Source organism: Phycisphaerales bacterium, assembly GCA_016716475.1.
In the GTDB taxonomy this organism is placed as follows: Bacteria; Planctomycetota; Phycisphaerae; order UBA1845; family Fen-1342; genus JADJWG01.
In genome coordinates this window covers 1,191,809-1,206,704 of record JADJWG010000001.1, presented here as the reverse complement: position 1 = coordinate 1,206,704, position 14,896 = coordinate 1,191,809, and the positions used below count along the sequence as shown (strand labels likewise).

Below are 14,896 nucleotides of genomic sequence, written 5' to 3'. Positions count from 1 at the left end.
GGCAGGGCAGCCCAGGCCCGTCAGCTTACCCGTGCCGCGCTGCGGCGGCCATGTGCAGCGCCGTCGGGAGTGGAAATGTAAAGAGGCCACCCGATCCCACGGGCGGCCTCCTCACGGGAGTGCGGCTGACTGGAGTCGAACCAGCACGAGCTTATCGCTCACAAGGACCTGAACCTTGCGCGTCTGCCAATTCCGCCACAGCCGCAGCGGAGAACCGGCCATTGCCAAGCACCGGCGAATCACTGATGATACGGAATTGGCTTGGCCCGTCAAGACGGCGCCGGTTGTGGCGTGGGCGTGGCTGACCGGCCGGGTACGCTCCCGGCGGCTGGCAAGCGGCCAGAAGGGAAGCGGTGCGATGACGCAATCAACCCAGCCCGGTCTGTTCGATACGCGCCGGCCGCGTGGGCGCCGGGTTGTCGTGACCGGGCAGGTGGGAGTCGACAAGAAACCCTTCATCGAAAAAGTGGCCGGCCTCGCGGAAGCGCGTGGCTGCCCGGTTCGGCGGTTCCACGTCGGCGACATGATGTACGCAGAAGCGAAAGATGTACGTCCGGGGAGGATTCTGGACCTGCCGCTGGCGCGGCTCGCGGCCCTGCGGCGCTCGGTCTTCAAGGACATCCTGACCGAAGCGGACGAGCATGCCACGGTCATCGTGAATACGCACGCGGCCTTTCGTTGGAAGCATGGCCTTTTTCCCGCGTTCGATCACGACCAGATGCTGGCGCTTGATGCCGACCTGTACATCACACTGGTCGACAACGTGGACGCAGTTCACGAACGTCTCACGCGGGACTATGAGCTGCCGCATACGCTGAAGGACATTCTCGTCTGGCGCGAGGAGGAGATTCTCGCGACCGAGGTCCTCGCCAGTGCGGTGCGCGGACATGGATCATTCTACGTGTTCGCCCGTGGCGTCGAGGACGCGACGATCGAATCGCTCTTTCGGCTGATTTTCAAACCCGGGACCAAGCGGGTGTATCCGTCGTTTCCCATGACCCACGTCATGGATATGCCCGCCACATTGGCCGAGATCGACGCCTTTCGGGCGACGCTCGCGGCCCATTTCGTGACCTTTGATCCGGGTGACATGGACGAGAAGCGCCTGCTGGTGGATGCTGCCCGGGCGGCCAACGACGGCCGTTCGAAGTTCACCATTTCGGTCCATGGCCGTGACGTGGAACTGAGCGTGGCGGAGGTAAACGAGATCGCGCGCGACATCGATGCGCAGATCTACGCCCGCGATTTCAAACTGATCGATCAGTCGGACATGATTGTTTCGCTGGTGCCTGAATTGCCGAACGGCAAGCCGGGGCTTTCTTCGGGCGTGGAACGCGAGTTACAACACGCCTGGGAGGGCACCAAGGAAGTCTACGTGGTCTGGCAGCCCAAGGTCGAGCCGTCGCCCTTCATCACGGAGACCGCCACGCGCGTCTTCCCGACCATCGAGTCGCTGCTCGCGCATTTTCAGCAGAAGGGTTACATCGCGGAGTACCAGCCGCAATTGTTCCAGAGCGGCACTGCGCGTGAGCGTGGCCGGTTCGGTTAGCGCGCGAGTGTTCGCTGGGGGGACTGGTCAGCGCGGCCGGTTCCTCGAAACAGGGGCCGGCAGCAGCCGTGGTTCGGAACCTCATGCCCGGTCAAACCCAATCCGAGATCCGCGCCTTGCTCGCCGCAGCCGGCCTAGCACCGCAGCACCGCTTTGGTCAGAACTTCCTCGTGGATCTCAATCTGCTTCGCAAGGTCGTTGTAGCGGCCGACTTGCGAACCACCGACACCGTGCTTGAGGTGGGACCCGGCACCGGCTCACTGACCGAGTTGCTGCTCGCTTCCGGGGCGCGCGTCGTTGCGGCCGAGATTGACCGCGGGTTTGCGGAACTCCTGCGGCGGCGGCTGGGCGACAACCCCCGCTTCACGCTTGTGGAGGGGGATGCGCTGGCGGGCAAGCACTGCCTCAACCCGGCCCTGGCCGCGGCGCTCACAGCAGTGCTGCCGTCATCCGGTGGGGTAGTGAAACTGGTCGCTAATCTGCCCTACCAGATCGCGACGCCTCTGCTCGTGGATCTCCTGCTGCACGCCATCCGATTCGAGCGACTCGTATGTACGATTCAGAAAGAAGTTGGCGCACGGCTCCAGGCGGCGCCGCGTACGGCGGCCTATGGGCCGGTATCCATCCTCGTACAGCTCCTGGCCGAGGTGCAGACGCTCGCATGGTTGCCCGCGAGCGCGTTCTGGCCGCGCCCCCAGGTTGAATCGGTGCTGCTGCGGATTCAGCCGCGGACGGGGCCGGCGGAGGCGGACTGTCGCGATCCGGCCTTTCGGGAGTTCGTGCAGACGGCCTTTCAGCAGCGGCGCAAAAAGCTGCGCCGCCTGGTGCCGCCGGGGCGGATAACCGAGTCCGCGGCGTTGTTCGAAGCGGCTGGCGTCAGTCCGGAGGCGCGCCCCGAGGAACTGCCTCCCGATCGATGGCCAGTGCTGTGGCGGGTCCTTCGGGCGTGAGGCGGGCGCGTACGTGGGCGGCGAGCTCCGCCGCGACGAAGGCCGGGTTCGTAGCGTCAGTGTGCCCCCCGAAGTAGCCGAACTGCTCAAAATCGGGATGCCACTCGATGTTCACAATGCGCTCCTCATTACCCGGGGGGCTGCGGAGGCCGACCTGGCCCGCGCCGGCGGTGAAGAACTTGCGGTCGATGGTCCCGGCGATCTGCATGGGGCCCGCGAGCACGGCATCGTTGGGGGAATAGTAGTTGTAGATGCGGCCGCGGACCGCCCGCAGGGCCGGTCCCACGTCGTAGTCATGCGACAAGCTGGAGGCGAGCAGGATGACATTATCGACCTGGTAGGGGGGCTCCAGCCGTTCGAGACCCCAGACGGCTATGCCGGTTCCGGCCGACAGACCAACGATCGTGATGGGACAGTCAGGGCACTGGTCGATATACGCGGTGATCAACTCGGCGAGCGAATCGGCGCCGCGCAGCGCGAGGAGGCGAATGGTCTGATCGATAGCGGGATTCATGGAAACGGACCAGGTCACGCGCGCCACCTGCCCGGGGAATCCCGCCTTTTCCAGCCCGGCGCGCACCCCGGTGTCCCCCAGATCGACGCCGGCGCCAGGACAATAGAAGACGATACCGTAGGTCGCACGCTCGCCGAATTGCGGAGCACAACCGCAGGTCACCGCCAGGCAAAGCGTTGCCGCCACGCGGCCCGCGTACCGAACCGGCATAGTGCCAGCTCCCCTCGGCCAGACCGCGCGATCAGTCGCGCGTGTCGCTCGTGCGGAAGCCCGGAATCCGCAGGTTGTCCTGAGGTTTCTCATCCGGATGGACCGCGAATACTTCGACCCGGGCGATATCTTCGAACGGCACGACGATGACGTACGCGCCAACCTTGTAATTCTCGTCCACCGGCACGCACTCGAACGCCAGTGCGCTGCTCATACCGATATCCACCATTTCCTTCATCTCGTAGCTCAGTCCGTCCTTGAGATAAAGGATGATGCGTGTCTCCAGGGCGTCGTAATATTCACGCCACGCGGGATCGCCGTTGCCGGGGGCCGGGTCGGCATGATCGGGGAAATGTCGCCCCGCACAGCGTCGCTTGGCTTCGTCGATCTGCCGCCGTAACCCGGGCCCGTGGAACCAGTCGAAATTGAACATGCGCTACTCCGCAATCCTGGCGGCCAGGGCGGTACCGATGGCGACGACAACCGCCCGCGAATTCACTGTATCATCGTCCCGAATGACACCCCGCGACAAAGCACGTCTGGTTCACGACCTTGCCCGGGCGGTCGGATTCGACCTCATCGGCATCGCGCCGGCCGTGCCTTCTCAACGGGCCGAACATTATAGGGACTGGCTCGCAGCGGGCCATGCCGGCACGATGCGTTATCTGCACGAAAACGTCCCGGTGCGCGCTGACCCGCGCCACCTGCTGCCAGGGGCCCGTGCGATCATCTGCACAGCCATGAATTATCGGCGGGCCGATGGTTTCGTCCGGAGCCATCCGGCACCGGCTCCCTCCGAACCGCTGCGAAGCGAGGATTCTGAAGCTGGGGGGCGGGTGGCACAATACGCGCGGGGCGCCGATTACCACACCGTACTGCACCGCCTGCTGGGTACGCTCGAACAGCGGCTCCGCGCGGCGCTGTCCGAGCCGTTTACCGCGCGGGTGGTCGTGGACACGCAGCCGCTGTTCGAACGGGAGGTCGCGGCACGGGCCGGGCTGGGCTGGATCGGCCGGAATACCTGCCTGCTCCATCCGGAATGGGGCTCGTACCTCGTGCTCGGGGAGCTGTTGACCACGCTCGAACTCGCAGCCGACGAGCCGCTCACGGAACGGTGCGGGACGTGCCGACGTTGCCTGGAGGCGTGTCCCACGCAGGCCTTCGAGGGTCCGTACAAATTGAATGCGACGCGCTGCCTTTCCTACTGGACCATCGAGGAACGCGGTCCCATACCCGTGGAGTTTCATGCCGCCCTGGGCGACCGTGTACTGGGCTGTGACGTGTGTCAGCAGGTGTGCCCCTACAACGCACGGGCCCCGCTTGCCGTGCATCCCGAGTTAGGCCGGGATGTGCTCGGTCCGCAGCTCAACCTGGTCGATCTTGTGGCGTTGCGCAGTGCCGGCTATCGCAAGCTGGTGCGCGGTACGGCGGGACGGCGCGCGACGGGGTCCATGTGGCAGCGGAATGCTGCGTTGGTGCTTGGAAACAAGGGTAAACTGTCGTCCCGGGAGCGCGCCGCGCTCGAGCAGCTCGCCGCGACCGGCAAACCGCCCGCCCGGGCTGCGGCGCAGTCCGTACTGGCCTATTACGCCGGAAACCCCACCTCATGACGCGGGCGAACGCCGCACAGCCCGGGTCAGGGCGTGGCCGATTCTGTGCGCAGCCGGCCCGTGGCGTCGAAGAAGCGGAGTTGGTGCTGCTCGAAGACGTCCTTCTGGAAGGCGGGATCAATCGGAATAGGGTAATCACCGCTGAAACACGCATGACAGAAGTCACCGCCGGCACGGTCGAGCGCACCGAGCATGCCCTCGCGTGACAAGTAGGCGAGCGAATCGACACCGAGAAACTCGCGCACCTGCGTGATGGTGCGGTTGTGGGCGACGAGCTCCTCGCGACTGGGAAAGTCGATGCCGTAGTAGCAGGGGTGGCGGATCGGTGGACTGGCGACGCGCAGGTGAATTTCTTTCGCGCCGGCCGCGCGCAGCGAATTCATCTTGCCGCGGGTGGTGGTGCCGCGGACCACGGAATCTTCGACCACCACCAGCCGCTTGCCCGCCACACTGCCGCGGATGGGGTTGAGCTTCAGGCGGACCGTCAGATCGCGGATGGTCTGGGAGGGCTGAATAAAGGACCGGCCGATGTAATGGTTCGTCGTGAAACCGCGCCCGATCGGGATGCCGGAAACCTCGTGGTAGCCGAGTGCCGCGCAGCGTGCGCAGTTCGGCACGGCAACGACGAGGTCACCGTCGGCGGGGGCTTCGCGCGCCAGGGCACGACCCAGTTCCATGCGCACCAGGTGCACGTTTTGCCCGAAGATCTGGCTGGCGGGGTCGGCAAAATAGACGTGCTCGAACACGCAGTGGGCCTTGCGCTGAGCACCCACTTCGGCGAAGCGGCGGCTACGCAGCCCTTCCGGTGCGAGTGTGACGATCTCGCCGGGTTCGACGTCCCGCACGTACACCGCGTCGATGATGTCGAGCGCGCAGGTTTCACTCGCGACAACCCAGGCGTCACCGAGTCGGCCGAGGCACAGCGGCCGATTTCCCGAGGGATCGCGTACGGCTTCAATCCGGTCCGGATAGAGCAGTAGCAGACAATAGGAGCCGCACAGGTGCCGCAGGACCGCGGCCAACGGATCGGCCTTCTCCGCAAAGGCCTGGTCGGCCAGCATGTGGAGAATCACCTCGGTATCGGAGGTGGAAACGAAAATATGGCCGTGCTGCTCATACTCGCGGCGAATGTCCCCGGCATTGACCAGATTGCCGTTGTGGGCAATGGCCACCTGCCCGATCGAACAACTCACGAGCAGGGGCTGCGCGTTGGCTTCGCGACAGGAGCCGGTGGTCGAATAGCGCACGTGGCCGATCGCGATAGGACTTACCAGGGCCTGCAAATCCTGAGGACGAATCGCATCGGTGACCAGGCCGAGTCCCCCGCGCCGCGCGATGGACTGGCCGTTGGCGGCGCAGATCCCGGCGGACTCCTGCCCACGGTGCTGCTGGGCATAGAGACCCAAGTATGCGAGTTGGGCGGCATCAGGGTGTCCTGCAATGCCGAACAAGCCGCAATAGTGACGTACTTCGGAATCCATGCTACCTCGCGTGGTGGAGTGCGGCAGGTCACGAAAAGGGGATTGTATCCGGCCGCGATAGCTTTGGAAGGGGCGGGGACCGTGAGGAGTTGCGGTGGGCGAGGTTCCATCGTGCTGCGGGGCGGCGCCAGTGGGCATGGTCACGGGACGAGCGCCGCGGGGCGCACACAATCGGTTCCACGTTCCGCGGGCCATTGACCCCACGGTGGACGACCCGATAATGGCCGCCCGAGTGAGTGACACCCCGCACATCTCCCTGGTCAGCGTTCATCCGCGTTCGAAGTGGCCCCCTGCGCTGCGCGGGGAGTGCTCGTGGAGAAGTCTCCCGGCGGGGAAGTTGGTGGCGGCGCTGCTTGTGATCGTGCTCCTGGGAGGAGGGGGCGAGGTGCGGGCCCAGTTCGACTTCAGCGATGAGCCGCTTCTGTCGCAACCGGTGAGTGACCGTGACGTTGATCTGCGTGGTCGGTGGGTGCGTCAGTGGCGCGACGATGCCGGCGATGCGGTGCTGCTCTTCGATGGGGGTTTCGAGCTGAATTTTGCCGGCCGCCGGCTCTCTTCCGAGAGTGCCGTGGTGTGGATTCGCCCGCATGTCAGTGCCGAGCGTGGGCGGAACGTTGGCCGCACGTATCAGGAATTGACCGTCTACCTGTCAGGGCGGGCGGAAGTGCGCGAACCCGCCGGCACGGTCACGACGGACACGGTCCTGCTCGTACGTGGATTACGCACCTTCGGGCGCGTGGTGAAGCTGCAGCAGGCCTACGCGCCGGAACCACTGACGGATTCGCCGCTTTACGCGCAGGCGGTACGCGATCGGGCCGCGCTGGCAGCGGCCGCAGGTGACCCCGGCAGGGCCCCGGACGTCTTCCGCCCGGATGACCCGGGGCTGGCGGTTCGTGAACCGAGCCGGGTGATTCGCTATCGGCTGCCGAACATTGAGCCGGCCTTGACTCCGGGAGACACGCCGCAGCGTGTGTTTGTCGCAACCGGGGGGGTGTACTTCGCCCAGGACGGTGGACCGAACGCGCCTTTGCTCGAGATCCGCGCGGATCATGCGGTGGTGTTTCCGGCGGCGGGTTCCGGGGCCCTGGTCGGGGCGGCGTTAAGCGCGCCCTTGGATGATAACGCAGCACCGGCCGACACTCCGCCGGTACCGCCGGTCCGCGACGGCGTGCCGGACGCGCCGGGGGCGCTGCTGGGGCTGGGGGCGGCTGGAGACTCGCGCGGGCAGATCGAAGTGGTGTATCTCGAAGGCGACGTGGTGCTTTCGCTTGGCGATCGGTTCATTCGCGCGGAACGGCTGGTGTACGACTTCGCCCGCAGCCGGGCACTGATTCTCGATGCAGTTTTCCGGGCGGAGTTACCAGACCGCGGTATACCGCTGTACCTGCGGGCGGCCGAATTGCGACAACTCTCGGCGACAGAGTTCTCCGCGGAGAACGCCCGGGTAAGCACGAGTGAGTTCTATACACCGACTTATCACATCGGGGCGGAGCACGTCTACCTCCGTGATGCGACCGAGCGCGATGCTGAGGGCCGGGCGACCGGGCCCCTGGCGGCCGAATATGAGATGCGTGACACGACCGTGAACATCGACGGTCAGCCGATCTTCTGGTGGCCGTACAGTAAGGGGCGGCTCGAAGCGACCGAGACCATGCTGCGCCGCATCCGCACGGGGTACAGCAGCGATCGGGGTTACGAATTCCAGTCGGCGTGGTTCCTGTACAACCTCCTGGGGGTGACCGCCCCGGAGGGCTACGATGCCACGCTCCTGCTGGATTATTTTTCGGAGCGCGGTCCGGGGGTTGGCATGGATTTCGACTACGAGACCCCCGACTATTACGGGCTCGTCCGGACCTATTTCATCCACGACCAGGGTGAGGACTCGCTGGGACCGGCGCGGCGCGACGAACGCGTGCCGAGTTCGCCAACCCGGGGGCGGGCGCTTTTCCGCCACCGGCACTACCTGCCTTACGACTGGGAGCTCACTTTGGAGGGCTCCTATGTCAGTGATCCCAATTTCCTCGAAGAATATCGCCGCTCGGAATGGTTTGAAGGCAAGGAGCAGGAGACGGCGATCTATCTCAAGCGCGCCAAGGGCAACGAGGCGTTGACGTTCCTCTCCAACTGGCGGCTGAATGATTTCCAGACACAAACGGAGCACCTGCCAGAGGCCGCGTACCGCCGCATCGGCGACACCTTCCTCAACCCGCTGGTGCTGTACCACGAGTCCCGCATCGGCATGGTGCGCTGGCGTCCGGATGAGCGGCACGACATTCGCGAGCGTCTGCTGGGGCGGCCGCGGCCCAGCGATGCGACCTTCCGCGTCGATGCGCGCCAGGAGGCGGAGCTGCCGCTGAAGCTCGGCGCGCTGAACCTGGTACCGTTCGCGAGTGTGCGCGGCACCTTCTGGGATGGGCAGGACAACGGCCAGGCCACGTCGTGGCGTGGGCTGGCGGCGTACGGCATCCGCGGTAGCACAAGCTTCAGCCGTGTTTACGAGGAGGTCGAGTCGGAACTGCTCGACATCCATCGGTTGCGGCACATCATCAAGCCCGATTTCGCCGTCTGGTGGGGCCACAGCAATACGCGCAGCGAGCTGTACACCCCCTTCGACTACGGGATCGAGACGATCGACGGCTTCTACGGCATGATGCTCGGACTGCGCCAGGTGTGGCAGACGCAGCGCGGGCTGCCAGGGGACCGCCGCACCGTGGACCTGCTCACCCTCAACCTCGAATTCGGCCTGTTCGGCGACACCGATGGTCGTGAGGACTTTTCGAACGGCTACGCGAACCCCTTCCGCCCCGAGAACAGCCGCACGCGCAACTATTTCGCGGGCGACCTGATGTACCGGCTGAGTGATTCGACCGCCTTTCTCTACGACTTCAACTTCGATCTGAACGATCGCTCGTTCGATCGGCACAATGCCTCATTCGTTGTCGAACGGAGCCCCCGCCTTGCTTATATCTTTGGCACACGCTACGCCGGAGATGTCGAATTGGCCGCGGTGGGCGGAGGTTGGAACTACAAGATCTCCGAGAAGCACCTGACCACGACGCGCGCGTGGTGGGATGTGAACGAAGGCGCCCTCGGCGAAGTGTCGATTACCTACGTGCGCAAGCTGCCGCGGTGGTACGTCGGTGTTTCGTTCGAGTACGAAAATGTCGACAACGACTTCTCCGTGTCGTTCTCGCTCTGGCCGGAGGGTGTGCCGGAGTGGGCCATCGGTTCACGCCGCTATACGAGTCTGACCGAGTCGACCGGCATCCGGCCATAGCGAACGTGGTCAGGTGCCCGGAGTGGGGCTGTAGGTCGATGGAATCCGTGTGTCTGTCAGGTGGCGCTGGGCAGGGGGTATCCATCCGTATCTGGAGACTGCGTGTCCGGCAGTGTCACGCGCTGCGCGGTTCGTAGCAGCGAAAGACGACATCATGCCGTGCGAACTCGATCCGCTGACGCTGACCGAGCGCGCGGCGCAGAGTCTCGGCCAGGGGGGCGGCCGGCGGGTGGTCTGCCAACTCCTCATGGGCGAGGAACGGAAGTCGGAACCACAGGTAGCGCAGGAAATCGTCGTACCGGGACGGCTCAAACACCAGCGTCCCGCGCTCCTCGACGCATTCGATGCGACCGAAGTGTGGGCGCAACAGTTGCGCGGCGTTTTCCGCGGAAAAGCGGTGGATGACTTCGAGCAGGCGACTCGCCGTACCGCCGAGCCCCGCTTCTGACAAAAGTTGCCGGCAGGACTCCACGGAAGCGGTCGCCGCCAGGAATACGCCCGATGGGCGGACGACGCGAGCGATCTGGGGGAGCAGGGCGGGGAAGAAGTAGAGCGAGTTGGAGGCCACCACCAGGTCAAAGGCGTCGGTGGCGAAGTCGAGCTGATCGACGAGGCGTTCGCACCGGAAGATGCCTCGCCGCCCCGTCCGCTGCACGGCCTGCATGAACGGTTGCGCGTTCACGCTGCGGGAATCAATCCCCACGAACTCGGCGTTGGTGGCCGTGCGCCGGGCAATGGCCTCGGCCACAAAGCCGATTCCGCAACCGAGATCCAGTGCGGTGTGAACGGCAGTGAGATCGAGGCCGCGCCACAGGGCGGCACGCACGTCGAATGGTCCATCTCCTGCGGAACCTAGCGCCGAAAGGGCTTTCATCGCGGCTACGCTCGCTCGGGTCCCAGATCCCACCCGTTCGTTACGCAAGGTCATTATCCGCGATCCGACGCCCGTTTGCCAAGGGCGACGCGCGAAGATTCCTGGGGCCCAGGCTGACGGCGAGAGCCGCTGGAGCGGCGCCCGCCCTGCCCGCTGGGGAGAACGCACGGGCAGTTTGGATCAAGCGCCGAACAACTTTTCCAGCCGCTCCAGGTTGCCACGCATGATCTGCAGATAGTTGAGGCCCTTTTTTGCCTCGTCCGGATCGACGCCGACGCCTGGGGGAAACAGGATGGGCTCGACGCCGTGCGCATCGCGCAGTCCCTTGGCGACGTCCTGATCGGGTTCATCCTCCCAGAGCATGTACTTGGCGGGCGTGGTTTTCAGGAATTCCGCGAGCTTCTTCAGCTCGTCGGGGTCTAATTCGTCCGTCTCGAAGTGGAACGACTTGAGCTTCCACTCATACCTTTTGGCGAGATAGTTCCAGATCGGGTGGTTCGCCAGGAGCTGGATGTCCTTCATCCGCGGTGCAAGCTTCCGGAAGCGTGCATCGAGCTCCTCGAGATCCTGCTTCAACGCAGCGAAGTTGTCGCGAAACTTTTCCCTGTGGCTGGGGAAATTCCGCTCAAAGGCCGTGCGAATCTCGTCGGCCTGGCGGATTGCGAGATTGGGGTCGAGCCAGGTGTAGCCGTCCGTGCCCTCATGGGTGTGTTCACCGCCCGGGCCATGACTATGCGTGAGGCCACCCTCGAGTTCCAGCCACTGGTCGCGGAAGACGTGTGCCGTGCTGACGGTCCGGGCCCGGGGCAGCGTCACCTTGCTCACCCACTTTTCAAATTCGGCCCCATTGAGCAGGATCAGGTCGGCTTTCTGGAACTCGGCGATGAGATTCTCGCTCGGCACCCACAGGGCCGGATCCTCGTCTGCCGGCACGGGATTCACCACGCGCAGCGCATCGCCGGCGATTCGTTCCGCGAAGTAGGCGATCGGGTGGGCGGACGTGTAGATCACCGGTCGCTCATCCGCCCCGACGGCGACCGTCGGTAGCCCGAGCACAACAAGTCCGAGCAGCATGCGGTGTTGGCAAGGAAAACCCACTGGCAGCATGATGACACCTCCTTTGCGGCGGGAGAGTTCATCCCGCTCCCTTTCCTGGCCGCGGCCCACAGCGCCCGCGGACCTACAGCAGATTCAACAGGCGCGGTGCCGCGACCAACGTGGCGCCCGCCAGCATTGCCGCCAGCGCGACGCTGGCGATCAGGATCAAGCCGAGCTCGCCGGCCTGCAGGCGAAATGTCATCGCCCGTGCACAGCCCAGCCGGTACATCGTCTCCATCTCGCGCTGCCGTAGCCGCTGCGACAGTAGCACCACCAGCACGAGGAATAGGCCGGTTGAAACGGCCACGAGTGCGAAACAGGCGTTGAAGACCCGCTGAATCTCGACCACGCGCTCCATCAATTCACGCACGACTTCGGCCGGGTCGAGCATGCGGGCACGGCGCAACGGATCATGGTTGTAGCGTGCGCCCAGGATGGTAGCTGCCTTGGTATCGTTCGGCAGTCCATCCGGCAGCACGATGACGGCAGACAAGGGCAGTTGCGAAGGCGGCGCATGGGTGTGGAACGTGTGGATGTTCTCCGGCGTGATGCGGGTGAACTCGTAGATCGATGTGTTCGTGACGACCTCGCGTTCATCGCGGGCGACGATCAGGTTCGGATCGTCGAGGGCGGTCACGTCTTCGTGTCCGTGGCTGATGCCGGCGATGATCCATGTCGTCTTCACGTCGACAAACACGGCGCGGTCGTCGGCCGTACCTGTTGGTGCGAGCACACCACAAACGTCCATCAGCAGCGGATACGTCTGGGTGATGTCGTAGAGGGCTTTCTGATCGGACATGAGGGTGTCGCCCGGGCCGAGGCCGAGTTGGGCGGCGACCTGGGCGCCCAGCACGCAATGGCCGATGCGTGCGGGCAACGTGCCCTGCGCGGGGGCCAGGGCGCGGAACTCGAAGTACTCGAACGTCGTCCCGACGATGGGAAAGCCGCGGGCGGTATAGCTGAGTTCGAGGGGGATCGGGGTGGCCATGCCGCTCTCCCAGAGTTCCTCGACTTCGGACCAGTAGACGGGGTCAAGCGTGGCGCCCTGGAAGTAAAGCGTCTTGAGCACGAGATCAAAGCGGTTGCCTGGGGCACCGACCACGCGTGGTGTCGCTGCGGCGCGGGCCCGTAACACCTGGTCGTAGTAGCGGATCAACAGGTGGGCCGAGAGCGGGAGGACGAGTGTGAGCGTCAGGCAGATGATCAGGATGCCAGTCTTGATGCGGTGATAGGCGATGTAACGCCACGCGAGGTACAGACTGCGCCTCATGCCGACATCCTCCGGGTGAAGGTGGCGATGTCGAGCACGCGGTCGAATCGGTTCAAGAGCGCGTGGTTGTGCGTCACCATGAGCAGGGTGGCACCGTGGACCTGGGCCTGCTCGAGCAGCAGACTCAGAATCGTGTCGGCGTTGTGGGGGTCGAGGTTGCCGGTGGGCTCGTCCGCAATCAGCAGGCCCGGTTCCGCGATCAGGGCGCGGCAGATCGCCACGCGCTGCCGTTCGCCCTGTGACAATGTCCGCGGCAGGCGGCGCAACTTGTCGCCCAGTCCCATGCCGCCGGCCAATTGCTCCGCCCGGCCGCGTACGGCGGCGGTGAGCTGGAGCGTGGCGTTGAGGTAGTAGGGCAGCAGAATATTGTCGCGGACGTTGAGGTATTCCAGCAGTTCGAACTCCTGGAAGACGAAGCCGATCTGCGCGATGCGAAAATTTCGGCGGGCGGCGTCACCGACGCGGGTCAATTCGAAGTCCCCGAGACGGATCGTACCGCGGTGCGGAGCGAGCACGCCGGCGATCAGGGAGATCAGCGTAGTCTTGCCGGCCCCGCTGGGGCCAATCAGCGCGGCTTTCTGGCCGGCCGCGATCTCCAGCGCCGGCACATCGAGACCAAAGCCCCCGCGCGGGTAGCGGAATTGCAGATCCGCGATTGTGATCATGAAGCCCCGCCCGTGTCACGCGACGGGCCCAGCACCGGATCATCACCCTCCATCACGATGCGGCGCTGCTCGCGCATGTCCACACCGGCGATTTTCCACGCGTTGCCCTGCTCGATCACGCTGTACACGGCGTGGTACTCATTGGTGCGCTGGTGCACGTGTCCCCAGTGATAGACCGCACCCTGCACACGCCAGCGCGCGGCCACCTGGAACATGGGTAGTCCCGCGTCGGCCGCGACGCCTGTTGAGACCACCTCGCTGTCGAGAATCTCGACGGCTCGGATGCGCGCCACGGCGCCGCCCTGGTCGCGCAGAATCAGACTCTGAAAGACCTCGTTGTAGACGCGATCCAACAGGTCGCCCGTCACGCTCTGTGCGAGCACATCGTAGACATCGCTCTCGGTCTTGTAGTCAAAGGCCCGGTATACGTTTCGGTGCAGGGCGGCAAAGATGTCGGCTGCCGCATCGGGCTGCGGCGCTGTACCGGCCTGGGACCACGGCAGTGGCTGCACCCACACCCCCTGCAAAGCGAAAGCTGCCCCCAGCGGCACGACGGAGAGCCATGCGGCCGGGCGCCGGGCGGCTGGCCACGCGCGAGTTGTGAACAGGGTGACGAGCGCCAGGCCCCAGCCCACCACCAGCATTACCGAGAGCAGCGGCAGTTGCGGGCGCGTCGCCGGGGCTGCGGCCAGGACCGGGCCGACGCGCTCGACGGGTTTGGTCAGCGGTGCGTGCCAGGTGAATTCCGGCTCATCCTCGGAGAGGACGATCAGCCGGTTTTCATCGAGTGCGTCGAGTTCTGCCACCACTTCGACATTGGGGGACATGCCAAAGGCCTGGCGCATGGGGTCCTGCGGAAAAACTTCCCAAACCATCGCCACAGTCTTGGGGATGCCCCGGGTTTCGTGTCGCAGGACGATGCGGATATCCGGTGGTTGGAGATACGCTGCGCCGGGGTATCCCGAGGGCGCTGGTTCGATGAAGGCGAGATCGGCCAGCACCGGCCGAACGCGCTCACCGTCGATCGTGACGGGATTGATGTCGAGGAAGATCTGCTCGAACGCCGCGCGGATACGGCGCTCATCGCCCCGGTCGGCGAAGTGGTAGCGGCCGCCGTCGTAGCTGGGCATGCGCACGGTAATGCGGTGATTGAGAAGCAGGGCGGCGGCAAAGTCGGCCGACACCAGCATGTCATACTCAACGGCCCCTTCATCGATTGCAATCGTGAGCCCGATGCTCTGTCCCGGATGGGCCGCCGCCGTACCGATGGTACCGGCTAGCAACAGAACAAGTGTGGCCGCAGAAGATCGGTGGGCCATGGAACGGGTCCTCGGGTGCGCAACTGGAGCATTGCACTGCAAGCAGCGCAGCAGGTTCGGCTTGCCTGCGTGCCCGGGC

At 65.0% G+C, this 14,896-nt stretch carries 12 protein-coding genes and 1 tRNA gene; 4 read left to right on the top strand and 9 right to left on the bottom strand.

Annotated features, from left to right (window positions below; translation table 11 throughout):
• Positions 1-120: 120 nt before the first annotated feature.
• Positions 121-205, bottom strand: a tRNA-Leu gene (locus IPM18_04980).
• A gap of 153 nt (positions 206-358) precedes the next feature.
• On the opposite strand from IPM18_04980, the gene IPM18_04975 reads away from it, so the two are divergent.
• Both IPM18_04975 and rsmA read left to right on the top strand, forming a co-directional pair.
• Positions 359-1,549: an AAA family ATPase gene (locus IPM18_04975; GenBank protein MBK9118945.1), complete on the top strand. Its 1,191-nt coding sequence runs from the start codon at positions 359-361 to the stop codon at positions 1,547-1,549.
• An 83-nt stretch (positions 1,550-1,632) separates the two neighbouring features.
• The gene (rsmA, locus tag IPM18_04970; protein MBK9118944.1) at positions 1,633-2,499 is read left to right on the top strand and encodes a ribosomal RNA small subunit methyltransferase A; all 867 of its coding nucleotides are present in this window, start codon (positions 1,633-1,635) and stop codon (positions 2,497-2,499) included.
• Here rsmA and IPM18_04965 read toward each other — a convergent pair.
• Together IPM18_04965 and IPM18_04960 are read right to left on the bottom strand one after the other, a co-directional pair.
• The gene (locus IPM18_04965; protein ID MBK9118943.1) at positions 2,426-3,223 is read right to left on the bottom strand and encodes a hypothetical protein; all 798 of its coding nucleotides are present in this window, start codon (positions 3,221-3,223) and stop codon (positions 2,426-2,428) included. The genes rsmA and IPM18_04965 overlap by 74 nt on opposite strands.
• Before the next feature lie 31 nt (positions 3,224-3,254).
• Positions 3,255-3,656, bottom strand: a complete 402-nt coding sequence (locus IPM18_04960; protein MBK9118942.1) for a hypothetical protein — start codon at positions 3,654-3,656, stop codon at positions 3,255-3,257.
• Positions 3,657-3,738: 82 nt separating this feature from the next.
• On the opposite strand from IPM18_04960, the gene queG reads away from it, so the two are divergent.
• Complete coding sequence (gene queG / locus IPM18_04955) at positions 3,739-4,833, top strand: tRNA epoxyqueuosine(34) reductase QueG (GenBank protein MBK9118941.1); 1,095 nt, start codon at positions 3,739-3,741, stop codon at positions 4,831-4,833.
• 26 nt (positions 4,834-4,859) lie between these two features.
• Here the strand turns inward: queG and IPM18_04950 are convergent, their stop codons facing one another.
• Positions 4,860-6,314: an amidophosphoribosyltransferase gene (locus tag IPM18_04950; protein ID MBK9118940.1), complete on the bottom strand. Its 1,455-nt coding sequence runs from the start codon at positions 6,312-6,314 to the stop codon at positions 4,860-4,862.
• 340 nt (positions 6,315-6,654) lie between these two features.
• Here IPM18_04950 and IPM18_04945 point away from each other — a divergent pair, with 340 nt between their 5' ends.
• Positions 6,655-9,591 carry a hypothetical protein gene (locus tag IPM18_04945; protein ID MBK9118939.1) on the top strand — a complete coding sequence of 979 codons (2,937 nt, stop codon included), beginning with the start codon at positions 6,655-6,657 and terminating at the stop codon, positions 9,589-9,591.
• Between the two features lie 115 nt (positions 9,592-9,706).
• On the opposite strand, the gene IPM18_04940 is transcribed toward IPM18_04945, so the two are convergent.
• The 5 genes from IPM18_04940 to IPM18_04920 all read right to left on the bottom strand — a co-directional run bounded on the left by IPM18_04940 (position 9,707) and on the right by IPM18_04920 (position 14,817).
• On the bottom strand, positions 9,707-10,465 hold the full coding sequence (locus tag IPM18_04940) for a class I SAM-dependent methyltransferase (protein MBK9118938.1): 759 nt from the start codon (positions 10,463-10,465) through the stop codon (positions 9,707-9,709).
• Between the two features lie 180 nt (positions 10,466-10,645).
• A complete protein-coding gene (locus tag IPM18_04935; GenBank protein MBK9118937.1) occupies positions 10,646-11,572 on the bottom strand; it encodes a zinc ABC transporter substrate-binding protein in 927 nt (308 codons plus the stop codon).
• A gap of 73 nt (positions 11,573-11,645) precedes the next feature.
• Positions 11,646-12,833 (bottom strand): hypothetical protein, encoded by a 1,188-nt coding sequence (locus IPM18_04930; GenBank protein MBK9118936.1) that lies wholly within the window; start codon positions 12,831-12,833, stop codon positions 11,646-11,648.
• Positions 12,830-13,498, bottom strand: coding sequence for an ABC transporter ATP-binding protein (locus IPM18_04925; protein ID MBK9118935.1), 669 nt, complete (start codon positions 13,496-13,498; stop codon positions 12,830-12,832). Before IPM18_04925 ends, IPM18_04930 begins: the two co-directional genes overlap by 4 nt.
• Entirely contained in the window at positions 13,495-14,817 is a 1,323-nt protein-coding gene (locus tag IPM18_04920) for a hypothetical protein (protein MBK9118934.1), read from the bottom strand. Before IPM18_04920 ends, IPM18_04925 begins: the two co-directional genes overlap by 4 nt.
• Positions 14,818-14,896 lie beyond the last annotated feature (79 nt).

Excerpts from the sequence above, each read along its gene's own strand:
- IPM18_04975 (MBK9118945.1), top strand. The coding sequence starts at position 359 with ATGACGCAATCAACCCAGCCCGGTCTGTTCGATACGCGCCGGCCGCGT.
- rsmA (MBK9118944.1), top strand. The coding sequence starts at position 1,633 with ATGCCCGGTCAAACCCAATCCGAGATCCGCGCCTTGCTCGCCGCAGCC.
- IPM18_04965 (MBK9118943.1), bottom strand. The coding sequence starts at position 3,223 with ATGCCGGTTCGGTACGCGGGCCGCGTGGCGGCAACGCTTTGCCTGGCG.
- IPM18_04960 (MBK9118942.1), bottom strand. The coding sequence starts at position 3,656 with ATGTTCAATTTCGACTGGTTCCACGGGCCCGGGTTACGGCGGCAGATC.
- queG (MBK9118941.1), top strand. The coding sequence starts at position 3,739 with ATGACACCCCGCGACAAAGCACGTCTGGTTCACGACCTTGCCCGGGCG.
- IPM18_04950 (MBK9118940.1), bottom strand. The coding sequence starts at position 6,314 with ATGGATTCCGAAGTACGTCACTATTGCGGCTTGTTCGGCATTGCAGGA.
- IPM18_04940 (MBK9118938.1), bottom strand. The coding sequence starts at position 10,465 with ATGAAAGCCCTTTCGGCGCTAGGTTCCGCAGGAGATGGACCATTCGAC.
- IPM18_04935 (MBK9118937.1), bottom strand. The coding sequence starts at position 11,572 with ATGCTGCCAGTGGGTTTTCCTTGCCAACACCGCATGCTGCTCGGACTT.
- IPM18_04930 (MBK9118936.1), bottom strand. The coding sequence starts at position 12,833 with ATGAGGCGCAGTCTGTACCTCGCGTGGCGTTACATCGCCTATCACCGC.
- IPM18_04925 (MBK9118935.1), bottom strand. The coding sequence starts at position 13,498 with ATGATCACAATCGCGGATCTGCAATTCCGCTACCCGCGCGGGGGCTTT.
- IPM18_04920 (MBK9118934.1), bottom strand. The coding sequence starts at position 14,817 with ATGGCCCACCGATCTTCTGCGGCCACACTTGTTCTGTTGCTAGCCGGT.